General features: G+C 72.0%; 12 protein-coding genes. 9 read left to right on the top strand and 3 right to left on the bottom strand.

Translation table 11 applies throughout. The features are described from left to right. Positions 1-72: 72 nt before the first annotated feature. Positions 73-508 (bottom strand): NAD(P)-binding domain-containing protein (locus tag MW084_RS10795; RefSeq protein WP_275563565.1); only part of this gene is annotated, 436 nt, incomplete at its 3' end. 195 nt (positions 509-703) lie between these two features. On the opposite strand from MW084_RS10795, the gene MW084_RS10790 reads away from it, so the two are divergent. The 4 genes from MW084_RS10790 (at position 704) to MW084_RS10775 (ending at position 4939) form a co-directional block, all read left to right on the top strand. Then, the gene (locus MW084_RS10790; RefSeq protein ID WP_010472622.1) at positions 704-1861 is read left to right on the top strand and encodes an acyl-CoA dehydrogenase; all 1158 of its coding nucleotides are present in this window, start codon (positions 704-706) and stop codon (positions 1859-1861) included. Between the two features lie 386 nt (positions 1862-2247). Continuing rightward, a complete protein-coding gene (locus tag MW084_RS10785) occupies positions 2248-2646 on the top strand; it encodes a hypothetical protein (protein WP_010472627.1) in 399 nt (132 codons plus the stop codon). After that, positions 2643-4670 carry a tetratricopeptide repeat protein gene (locus tag MW084_RS10780; protein ID WP_010472629.1) on the top strand — a complete coding sequence of 676 codons (2028 nt, stop codon included), beginning with the start codon at positions 2643-2645 and terminating at the stop codon, positions 4668-4670. The genes MW084_RS10785 and MW084_RS10780 overlap by 4 nt, the downstream gene beginning before the upstream one ends. Beyond that, on the top strand, positions 4667-4939 hold the full coding sequence (locus MW084_RS10775; protein WP_010472631.1) for a hypothetical protein: 273 nt from the start codon (positions 4667-4669) through the stop codon (positions 4937-4939). The genes MW084_RS10780 and MW084_RS10775 overlap by 4 nt, the downstream gene beginning before the upstream one ends. A 446-nt stretch (positions 4940-5385) precedes the next feature. Here MW084_RS10775 and MW084_RS10770 read toward each other — a convergent pair whose 3' ends face one another. Continuing rightward, positions 5386-5718, bottom strand: a complete 333-nt coding sequence (locus MW084_RS10770) for a hypothetical protein (RefSeq protein ID WP_010472633.1) — start codon at positions 5716-5718, stop codon at positions 5386-5388. 156 nt (positions 5719-5874) lie between these two features. Here MW084_RS10770 and MW084_RS10765 point away from each other — a divergent pair, with 156 nt between their 5' ends. The 5 genes from MW084_RS10765 (at position 5875) to MW084_RS10745 (ending at position 9802) form a co-directional block, all read left to right on the top strand. Beyond that, the gene (locus MW084_RS10765; protein WP_010472635.1) at positions 5875-6162 is read left to right on the top strand and encodes a GntR family transcriptional regulator; all 288 of its coding nucleotides are present in this window, start codon (positions 5875-5877) and stop codon (positions 6160-6162) included. Positions 6163-6266: 104 nt separating this feature from the next. Next, on the top strand, positions 6267-6500 hold the full coding sequence (locus MW084_RS10760) for a GntR family transcriptional regulator (RefSeq protein ID WP_010472638.1): 234 nt from the start codon (positions 6267-6269) through the stop codon (positions 6498-6500). A 51-nt stretch (positions 6501-6551) separates the two neighbouring features. Then, on the top strand, positions 6552-6827 hold the full coding sequence (locus MW084_RS10755; RefSeq protein WP_010472641.1) for a GntR family transcriptional regulator: 276 nt from the start codon (positions 6552-6554) through the stop codon (positions 6825-6827). Positions 6828-7571: 744 nt separating this feature from the next. Then, positions 7572-8351 carry a helix-turn-helix domain-containing protein gene (locus MW084_RS10750; protein WP_010472642.1) on the top strand — a complete coding sequence of 260 codons (780 nt, stop codon included), beginning with the start codon at positions 7572-7574 and terminating at the stop codon, positions 8349-8351. 230 nt (positions 8352-8581) lie between these two features. Then, the gene (locus MW084_RS10745; protein WP_010472643.1) at positions 8582-9802 is read left to right on the top strand and encodes an FG-GAP-like repeat-containing protein; all 1221 of its coding nucleotides are present in this window, start codon (positions 8582-8584) and stop codon (positions 9800-9802) included. Between the two features lie 189 nt (positions 9803-9991). On the opposite strand, the gene MW084_RS10740 is transcribed toward MW084_RS10745, so the two are convergent. After that, positions 9992-11002 carry a glycosyltransferase family 2 protein gene (locus MW084_RS10740; RefSeq protein ID WP_010472645.1) on the bottom strand — a complete coding sequence of 337 codons (1011 nt, stop codon included), beginning with the start codon at positions 11000-11002 and terminating at the stop codon, positions 9992-9994. Positions 11003-11207 lie beyond the last annotated feature (205 nt).

Here is an 11207-nt window from a genome sequence, read left to right as displayed (position 1 = left end):
GNAGGANCNCGNNGGNCTTCGNCGNNGCNNNNGNNNCNGGNNNTCCNCNNCNNNNCNNNGTCCGNGCCGGGNCCCGCTCCGCGAGGAACCGCGACAGCCGCTCCGCGCTGCCGACCGGCACGGTCGACTTGCCCACCACCAGCGACGGCTTCCTCAGGTGCGGGGCGAGCGAACCGAACGCGGCGTCGACGTAGGTCATGTCGCAGGCGTACTCGCCGTGCTTCTGCGGAGTGTTCACACAGACGAAGTGCACGTCGCCGAAGTCGCCGACCTCCTGCCAGGAGGTGGTGAAGCGCAGCCGCCCGGTGGACCCCTCGATCCCGGCGACGTGCCGCCGCAGCAGCTCCTCAAGCCCCGGCTCGTACATCGGGACCCGGCCCTGCGACAGCATCTCGATCTTCTCGGGGACGATGTCCAGCCCGAGCACCTCGAAGCCGAGCTCCGCCATGGCCGCCGCGTGGGTGGCGCCGAGGTAACCGGTGCCGATCACGGTGATCTTCAGGGCCATGTGTGCTGCTCCAGTGCTGTACGTGCCGGGAATGCGTCCCGAGCATAGTCGGGCGGCGCGCAGGGCAGGGATCCGGCGGCGCGCCGCCTGTCGGCAAACTCACGCGGTCCCCGCATGGGCCGGCCCGGCGGGCGCGGACTAAAATTGGGTTACTTAACGGTAGTTAGCATCGCAGCCCAGGGGAGTGAGACAGACATGGCGGGAACGCCTGACTTCGACCTGTACCGCCCGTCCGAGGAGCACGACATGCTCCGGGACACCGTTCGCTCGCTCGCCGAGGCCAAGATCGCGCCGTACGCCGCCGCGGTGGACGAGGAGGCCCGCTTCCCGCAGGAGGCGCTCGACGCCCTGGTCTCCTCCGACCTGCACGCGGTGCACGTCCCCGAGTCGTACGGCGGCGCGGGCGCCGACGCCCTCGCGACCGTGATCGTCATCGAGGAGGTGGCCCGCGTCTGCGCGTCGTCCTCCCTGATCCCGGCCGTGAACAAGCTGGGCTCGCTGCCGGTGATGCTCTCCGGCTCCGAGGAGCTGAAGAGGAAGTACCTGGGCCCGCTCGCCAAGGGCGACGCGATGTTCTCGTACTGCCTGTCCGAGCCGGACGCCGGCTCCGACGCAGCCGGCATGAAGACCAAGGCCGTCCGCGACGGCGACCACTACGTCCTCAACGGCGTGAAGCGCTGGATCACCAACGCGGGCGTCTCCGAGTACTACACGGTGATGGCCGTCACCGACCCCGAGAAGCGCTCCAGGGGCATCTCCGCCTTCGTCGTCGAGAAGTCCGACGAGGGCGTCTCCTTCGGCGCCCCGGAGAAGAAGCTCGGCATCAAGGGCTCCCCGACCCGCGAGGTCTACCTCGACAACGTCCGCATCCCCGCCGACCGCATGATCGGCGAGGAGGGCACCGGCTTCGCCACGGCGATGAAGACCCTGGACCACACCCGCATCACCATCGCCGCGCAGGCCCTCGGCATCGCGCAGGGCGCCCTCGACTACGCCAAGGGCTACGTCAAGGAGCGCAAGCAGTTCGGCAAGGCCATCGCCGACTTCCAGGGCGTGCAGTTCATGCTCGCCGACATGGCGATGAAGCTGGAGGCGGCCCGCCAGCTCACCTACGCGGCGGCGGCCAAGTCCGAGCGCGTCGACGGCGACCTGACCTTCTTCGGCGCGGCGGCCAAGTGCTTCGCCTCCGACGTCGCCATGGAGATCACCACGGACGCCGTGCAGCTCCTCGGCGGCTACGGGTACACCCGCGACTACCCGGTCGAGCGCATGATGCGCGACGCCAAGATCACCCAGATCTACGAGGGCACCAACCAGGTCCAGCGGATCGTCATGGCCAGGAACCTGCCGTAACAGGATCCTTGCAGGTCAGGGGCTGTTTTGGGCTCCGGCTGAGCGCTCTCGACTTCCTGTCTCCTGCGGCCTGACCAGGGTCGTCCGCGGGCGTCGTGCCGGGGGAGTCCCGGTGAGCCGGCGGCTCGGGAACAGCCACTGACCGGCACGCACGACGACAGCCTCCGGCGACTTGCCGGGGGTTGTCGTCGTGTGGGGATCAGGCGACCTCCGACGTGTCCGCGGGGTCGCCGGGGTCATCGGCGCCGGCCTCCACCGGGCAACTGCTCACTCGTCCCACGCCACCGGCGCTCCGACCCGCATCGACTTCCGACTCCCCCGTCTGCCAGTCCGTCACGTCGGGGATGGTCTTAGCATGCTGGAGGAACCGACAGAGGGGGAACGCCATGGACGCCTTGGCCATCACCAACGACGTGGTGCCGTACGTCACCGCCGCCGTCGCCGCCTACGGAAGCGCCGTGGTCACTCGGACCGCCGACACGGCCGTCGACGCGACGGTGTCCCTGGGCCAGCGCATCGTGCAGCGGCTGTGGAGTCGAGAGGAGGACCGGGAAGGCTTGGAACAAGCCATCGACGAGGTCGCCGAGGACCCGCAGGACGACGACGCCCAGGCCGCCCTGCGCGTCCAGGTGCGCCGCATCCTGCGGCAGGACTCCGAACTGGCCGCGGAACTGGCCCGACTGCTGCCGGCCCGGTCCTTCACCGCCTCCGGGGACGGCTCCGTCGCGGTGGAGGCGAACAACGGCATCATCAGCACCGGTGACGGCGCCACCATCCAGCGGTGAACGAGAGGCCCCACGTCGAGGCCTCCGGCCGGCAGGCGGTGGCCGTCGGCGCCAACAGCGGCATCGTCTCCACCGGGGACCACGCCACCATCGACGCCCGCACCGTCCACCTGGCGGCCGGCGCCGTCCGGCGGCCCGCCGACGTTCCGGCGCCGCAGGGAACCACCAACCTGCCACTGCCGGCGAACCCGAACTTCGTCGACCGAACCGAGCCCCTGGCCCGCTTGGAAGCCGCCCTGGACGAGGCCGGTCCGGTGGTCCCCCCAGTCGTGCACGGCTTGGGCGGAACGGGCAAGAGCGCCCTGGCCCTGCAGTTCGCCCACCGGCACCGGTACCGGTTCAACCCGGTGTGGTGGATCAGCGCGGACTCCGCCTCCAACCTCACCCACGGGCTCGCCGACCTCGCCGTCCGGCTCGATCCCCACCAGCATCTGGCCACCACGACCAGCACCGAGCGTGCCGAGTGGGCCTTGAGCTGGTTGCAGGCCCACCAGGACTGGCTCCTCGTGCTCGATGATGCCGCCTCCCCGCATGACCTGGCTCCGGTGCTGGGCATGGCCACAGGGCGGTACGTCATCACCAGCAGACGGCCCACAGGCTGGCGCCGACTGGCCCAGCCCCTTCCGCTGGACACGCTGCCCTCCGACGCCGCGGTGGAGTTGCTCACACGTCTCGTCGAACCCGACGGACCCGACGACGAGCACGCCCTCGCCTGCCTCGCCGACGAGTTGGGGCACCTGCCCCTGGCCCTGGAGCAGGCCGCCGCCTACATGGAATCCACCGCCATCAGCCCGGACGCCTACCTCGACCGCCTCCATCGCTACCCGGGCCGCATGTTCGCCGCCGCCTCGACGGGGGGTCGGGAAGCGGACAACCAGCGCACCGTCGCCCGGATCTGGCAACTGTCGCTCCAAGCGATAACGGACCAGCAACCCCTGGCCGGGGACCTGCTGCGGCTGCTCGCCTGGCTCGCTCCCGTCCCGCTGCCGCGCGACGTTCTCGAGGACCTCCACACGCAGCTGGGGGAGGACCCGTGGGCTGTCGACGAAGCCCTGGCCCTTCTCCACAGCTACAGCATGATCACTTTGACCCGGCGGACCGTGACCATGCACCGCCTGGTCCAGGCGGTGGCACGCACCCCCGACCCCGCCGATCCGCACCGCACCGTCCAGGCCGTCACCACCGCCCGCGAGCGCGCCACCCGGCTGCTGGAGCAGGCGCTACCGGAGAACCCGCTGTTCAACGTCCCCGGGTGGCCTCGGTGGCGCGAGCTCCTACCGCACCTGCTGGCCCTGACCGAGCGGACCCCGGCGGAGGAGGAGGATCTGCACACCGCCGGTCTGCTCCTGGCGGCCTCGGCGTTCCTGCAGGGCGACGGCCACGCCGGTACGGCCGCAGAGTGCGCCCAGCGCGCGGTGGACATCCACACCCGGCTTCAGGGACCCGACCACTCGGCTACGCTCGCGGCTCGCAGCTTCCTCGCCAGCGCCCACCGGGCCGCCGGTGATCTGGAGACGGCCACCCCTCTGCACCAGCGGAACCTGGCCGACCACGAGCGCGTCCACGGTGCCGACCACCCCGACACCCTCGTCGCCCGTGCCAACCTCGCCTACCTCTACGCCTTGCAGGGCGAGCCGGCGCGAGCACGGGACCTGCACCAGCGGAACCTGACGGACATGCGGCGCCTCCACGGCCCCGACCACCCGCACACCATCAACGCCCGTGCCAATCTGGCCGGCTGCCACCGCGACATGGGCGACCTGGAAACGGCCACTGACCTCTACCGTCAAGCCGTCATCGATTACGAACGGGTTTTCGGGCCAGACCACTCCGAGACGATCACCGTCCGCAGCAACCTCGGCTATACCTACCAGCTCGCCGGCGACCTCGATGCGGCCACCGCCCTCTTCGAAAGGGTGCTGGCCGACCGCGAACGCCTCTACGGCTCCGACCACTCCCTCACCGAACTCGCTCGCCGGCTCCTTGAACGCGCCCGCACTGCCCGCGATCACGAACAACCGTGACGTGCGAAACGTCCTTCGCCGTCGAGGGGGCGTTCGCGGGGGTGCGGCTCGGCCGGTACGGGTTCTGCTCGTCCGGCCGGGAGGAGACGTACGAGGGCAGGCGCTACGTGGTGATCGTCCAGGACGGCGGGCGATCCCCGTCCGCCGTCCGCCGCGTCGGGAGTCTCTCCGCGTCGGGTCGGGTGGTCGTCACCGTGGTGTCTTCTTCGTCGTCGTGGAGCACCGGGGGCAGCGGCAGGGGGGCCATGCGGGGGACACCACGGGGATGAAGGACCTGTCGGCGCTGTCGACCGAGTAGGTCACCGTGCTTCCCCATGTCCGGCCGGAGTCCCGGGAGACCCGGATCCTGAGGCTCACCGGACGGCCCGGGCGGTCTGATGGCAGAAGCAGCGGCAGACGGCCGGGGGAGGCGACTCCCCGTCGGGGCCCGGGGCGGGTTCGGAGCCGGAGGCGCCGGAGGCGCACACCTCCGCGGGGCGGCACCGGGGGTGCCGGCCCTCTCTGCACTCCCGTGTCCGTCCGGGCCGCTTCGTACCGTCGCCCAACAGGTCGAGCGCATCGGGTACGGGCGGGAAGTGCGGGGCGCACGCGGGGCAGGCGTACACGCTCCAACCGGGACCGGAGCCCTGGTGGACCTCGGAGACGACGACGGGGGAGCCCGTGAGCCGACCGCACCGTACGCACATGCGGGCCGGATGCCGCGATGCCGTTCCGCTCACCGGGCCGCCCCCGCCGCGTGCAGGTCCCGGTCGTCGAGATCGATGCCGAAGTCGGCCGCGAGCACCAGGGCGGTACGCCGCCACGCGTGCCGGTGCCGCGCCTCGTACGCGGCCAGGTACGGGCGGACGAGGGCCGTCGCCTCACCGTCGAGCGGGCCGCCCAGCCCGTACGGGGAGCGCGGCGCGGGAAGCCGCCAGGCACCCGGGCCCGGCCGGGGCGACCGTGCGGCGCCGACCGGCTCCGCGGGGCGTGCCCCCGCCCGGCGCCTGCCGTTACCGGGCGCGAACAGATCCAGGACCAGGCGTGTGAACGCATGGATAATGCCCATGTCGTCAGCTCCTCGAAAGCTGGTGGCCACGCCCCCGGACGGCTTGCTCCCGTCGCGGGGGTCTTCTCGTAGCGGGAGAGTACTGCAACCTGGTCATGCCCTGCCATGGCATGACACGGATGAGTGGTGTTTTCCCTGCCCACATACGGTCACGTCATGGTGGAGATCCCCGAGGGCTACGGCCCCGACGACGAGCTGGACCCGGAAGCCGCAGACCCGCTGTACCTCCAGCTCGCGGCCGTCCTGATCTCGCGGATCGAGAGCGGTGTCTACCCGCTCGGCCGTGCCGTTCCCGGCGTCGACCGGCTGGTGCAGGAATTCGGGATCGCGCGGGGCACGGCCCGCAAGACCCTGGTGCTCCTCGCTGAGCTGGGATACGTGCGGACGGTCGTGGGGAAGGGTTCGTTCGTCATCGAGCGCGAGCACGACCAGTCCGCCGGTTGACGCGTCCGTCGACTCGCCGTTTCCCGCGCGTCGGGACTTCGCCGGCCTGCGGGGGCTTTTCCGGCGCCGGTTGGGGCGGTCCCGCCGATGCGTACAATCCGGCCGTGATCGAGTTCGACCCCACCACGCCCAAGTGGGCACAGATCGCCGACGAGATCCGCGAGCGGATCGCGGCGGGAGAGCTCCCCCCGCGCGCTCTGATCTCCGAAGTCCGGCTGGAGAAGGAGTTCGGCGTCGCCCGGACGACCGTCCGGAAGGCGACCGCCGCGCTCCGCGAGGAGGGGCTGATCACCACGACACCCGGCATGGGTTCGTTCGTGGCCTGCGCTCCCGGGTGACGCGTCCTCAGACCGGCTTTCTCTGCCCGGGATGGCTGCTTGACTCCCGTCATGATCGAGATCGACCGCGAGAGCATCACCCCGATGTACCTGCAATTGGCATCCGCCCTGCGGGAGCGCATCAGAAACGGCGACATCCCGGTCGGCCGTCGCATTCCCTCCCACCACGAGCTGGAGCAGGAGACGGGCGGTACGGTCAGCCGCCGGACCATCAAGTCCGCCATCGAGGTGCTGCAAGCCGAGGGCATCGTGCGGGGTGTCCAGGGCAAAGGTGTCTTCGCCATCGCGCAGCCACCCGCCGCCGAGGAGGGTCGGCCCACCGGCTGACGTGGTCGACGCCCCCCGTTCACCACACGGGTGCCACGTCTCCCCACACGACACGGCACCGCACGCCGCGCTGCTCGTCCCCGCTCCCGCCCCCAGGCGGAAGGACGCCCCGTGCGGTGGCGTGATCCTGTCGGTAGGCACCGTCCTCCCGCGGCGCGCCGGGAGTCTCTCCGGGCCGGGGCGGGTGGTCGTCACCGTGGTGCCTTCTTCGTCGTCGTGGAGCACCGGGGGCAGCGGCAGGGGGGCCATGCGGGGGACACCACGGGGATGAAGGACCTGTCGGCGCTGTCGACCGAGTAGGTCACCGTGCTTCCCCATGTCCGGCCGGAGTCCCGGGAGACCCGGATCCTGAGGCTCACCGGACGGCCCGGTGGTATCGGCGACCGCGGGGCCCGGTATCCGCCTCGGAGACGGCCGCAAGACCCCCGTGTCGGCGCGCGGCCGGCCGCCGTGCGGCCTCCGCTTCACAGGTCTCGCAGTCCTTTACGGGGGTGGGTCGGAGTGTCGGCACGGAGAGGGCCGCGGCTGTGCCGGTACCTCCTCCGTGGACTCCGTCGCCCTGGTCGGCCATCATTCGTCCTCTCGTCCGGTCGGTTGGTCCGTGAGGTAGATGTTCCTGCTGCCGGAAGGGCGGGGCGACGACGCTTCGGGCGTCGCCTCGGCGTCACTCGGCAGGGCGGTATTGACCCTCTCAGGGCGTCAAACCGGTGTCATTAAGCATGCATTGGGGCTACTTTTGGCGTCATGACGACGACCGCCGTGGTGCCGAACGACGTACTGCGGGCCGTGCGCATCGGCCTGCGTTTAAGCCAGGACGACTTCGCCAGGGCCCTGCGCCGTGCAGGGGAGGAGCTGGGGGAACCCAACGAGGCGTCGAAGCGCCTGGTGCAGCGTTGGGAGTCGGGGACGAGCAGGACGCCCCGAGGCGTGTACGCGAGGGCGTTGGAGCGGGTCACGGGCCGCCCTGTCGAGGCCCTGGGGTTCTCCCTCCCCGTACCGATGGCGAGGGTCCGCGCGGACGGGACAGGAGGGCATGACATGGATGCGGGAACAAGGGGCGTCACCTCAACCGCCGTGGGGGCCCAGTCGGCCGCCCGGAACGTCGAGGGGGCGTTCGCGGGGGTGTGGCTCAGCCGGTACGAGTTCTACTCGTCCAGTCGGGGGGAGACGTACGAGGGCAGGCACTACGTGGTGATCGTCCAGCACGGCGACCGGCTGACCGCCCGGAGCCTGCCGGGGGCGTCCTCGAACCCGGACAGCCCGCTCGCGCTGGACCTGACCGTCGACCGCAACGTGGTCACCGGGTCGTGGATGGAGCAGACCGCTTCGGACGGCTACTACCACGGGGCCCGCTACCACGGGGCCGTTCAGCTCCTGGTCGAGCCGACCGGCCGGCGGATGGCCGGGAAGTGGGTCGGCTTCGGGAAGGACTTCGACGTGAACACGGGGCCGTGGGAACTGCGACTCGTGGACCGGTCCGTCTCGAAGGCGACGCTGGAGCGGTACGGCCGCGCCCCCGAGTAGGAGCCGGACAGCGGAAGGTCCCCGATCGCGCATCCGTCCGGTCGGCTCCGGCCCGGGACATCGCACGCCGCGCCGGTGCCTCCCCTCCCGACGCCGTGCCGCGTCGCCGCCCTCGCCCCGCCCCCAGGCGGAAGGACACCCCGCGTGGTGGCGTGATCCTGTTGGCGGGATACCGTCCTCCCGCGGCGCGTCGAGCGTCTCTCCGCGCCGCGTCAGGGAGGGAAGGACATATGCGCGTATCCCTGCTCCGGCGCCTGGCCGCACTGGCCGCGGCGCTGGGGCTCACCTCGCTCGGGCTCCTCGGCGCAAGCGCGGCGCCCGCACAGGCCGCGATCGGCGACTGCCCGGCGGGCTACTTCTGCGCCTGGAAGACCGACAACGGCACGGGCACCATGTACAAGACGAACTCCGACAGGGCGTCGCTCGGCACCTGGGACAACACGTTCCGGTCGGTCGTGAACCGCACGTCCAGGTTCGCCTGCGTGCACGACGACCCCGACTACGGCCAGGACGGCATGGTCGGCATCTGGTCCCCCGACCCGGCGGGCACCGAGTGGGGCTACGAGCACGGCACCGTCAGTTCGGTGCGGTTCGTCTCCACGTCCCGGGAGTGCTCCTACCCGCCCTACCCGCGGTGGCACTCGGCGCCCTCGCCCCGGGAAGCGGGCTTCGGCGACCTGAACGGCGACCGCAAGGCCGACGTCCTGGTCCGCGACCGGGCGGGCCGCCTGTGGTTCCTGCCCGGCGACGGCACCGGACAGCTCGTCGGCAACGGCGGCTGGAACGCGTTCAACGGCCTGGTCCGGCACGGCGACTTCGGCGGCGACGGCCGGGAGGACGTCATCGCCCGCGAGGCGGCCACCGGCAGGCTGTGGCTCTACCCGGGCACCGGCACCGGCGCCCTCGGGGCCCGCAAGCTCATCGGCAACAGCGGCTGGAACGCCATGAGCCGGCTCGTCGGCTACGGGGACCTCTCCGGCGACGGCCGCACGGACCTCCTCGCCGTCGAGAAGGCCACCGGCAGGCTGTGGCTCTACCCCGGCACCGGCACCGGCGCCCTCGGGGCCCGCAAGCTCGTCGGCAACGGCGGCTGGAACGCGATGAACGCCCTGGTGGGCGCGGGCGACATGAACAGTGACGGCCGACCGGACCTGATCGCCCGGGAGCCCTCCACCGGGAAGCTGTGGCTGTACCCGGGCAGGACCGGGGCCCTCGGGGCCCGCGTGCTGATCGGCAACGGCGGCTGGAACGTCATGGCGGAGTTCCTGGGCCTGGGCGACATCGGCGGCGACGGCCACGCCGACCTCGCCACCACGACCCGCCCCGAGTTCGTCAGCCCGGAGTGCCGGGGCGTCGGTTGCCAGCTCGCGTATTCGGGCCGTGGCACCGGCTCGCTGCACCCGGGCCAGGTGGCCGCCGACGACTGGCACCACCTGAACGGCGTCTTCTGACCCGGTGACGAGGGCCTCCGCTTCCGGGCGGAGGCCCTTTTCGCGGGGTGCGGCGGACGCGCCCGGCACGAGNNNGGCNCCGGACCCCCGTACCGGGAGCCGGACGCCTTCGTACCGGGCGGCCGCCGGGCCCCCCGCACCGCCCGCCGGGNCCCCCGCACCGCCCCNNNCCCCCNGGTGCCGAAGGGCTCAGGCGGTCTCGTGGACCGCCGGGCGGCGGCTGGCGACGACCTTCCTCGCGAGGCTGCGGGGGCTGGTCAGGAAGCCGTACCCCCACGACATGTGCATCGTCGCCAGCGCCACCGGGATCTGCAGCCGGGCCTTCAGCGGCAGGCCCCGGCCCGCCGGGACGGAGCCCAGGGTGATCGCCGCGAGGTAGCCGCCGGGGACGGCGAAGCCCAGCGGGGTGAGCGTCGCGCCCACGACCAGGCCGGCCGCGATGGCGCACACCGCCGCCGGCGGGGCCAGGTAGCGCAGGTTGATCGAGCCCCGGTGGTAGCGGGCGACGACGTGGCGCCAGCGGCCGTAGTCCTTGTACTGCTTCGCCAGCGCCCGCACCGACGGCCGCGGCCGGTAGCGCACCTTCAGCTCCGGCGAGAACCAGATCAGCCCGCCCGCCTCGCGGATGCGGAAGTTCAGCTCCCAGTCCTGCGCCCGGACGAACTCCTCGTTGTACCCGCCCTGCCGCTCCAGCGCCTCGCGCCGGAACACGCCCAGGTACACCGTCTCCGCCGGGCCGGCCTCGCCGCCCGTGTGGAACGCGGCGTTGCCCACGCCGATCCGGGACGTCATCGCGGCGGCGACGGCGTCCTCCCAGGCGTTCTCGCCCTCGGCGTGCATGATGCCGCCGACGTTCTGCGCGCCGGTCTCCTCCAGCAGCCGCACCGCCGTGGCGATGTAGTTCGGCGACAGCATGCCGTGCCCGTCGACGCGCACCACGACCGGGTGGCGCGACGCCCTGATCGCCGCGTTGAGCGCGGCGGGCGTACGGCCCGTCGGGTTGGGCACGGTGCGCACGCGCGGGTCCTCGCGGACCAGCTCGGCGGCGATCTCGTCGGTCCGGTCCGTGGACGGGCCGAGCGCGATCACCACCTCCATCTCGCCGGCGTACTCCTGGTCGAGGATGTGACGGACCGCGTCGCGAAGGTGCCGCTCCTCGTTGAGGACCGGCATGATCACGGAGACCGGGGGCAGGGGCATGGCTCCTCGGAGGGGCGAAGGACGTCCCGGGGCGGCGGCCCCGGGGGCGCGGGGATCGACCCCGGCGGGCGGACAGCGACAACGCCCGCCACGTTACCGCGAACGGGGGACACCGGCGTGCGCCGCCCGGGGTGGTGCGACCGGCCGCTGATCGTATGGGCTTACCGTGACGGTCCCCCCACCCGCCCGCGGAGGTGTCCTTCGT

This window comes from Streptomyces sudanensis, from assembly GCF_023614315.1.
Classification (GTDB): domain Bacteria; phylum Actinomycetota; class Actinomycetes; order Streptomycetales; family Streptomycetaceae; genus Streptomyces; species Streptomyces sudanensis.
Note: the sequence above shows the minus strand (reverse complement) of the source record. Positions and strands in the feature narration are given on the sequence as shown.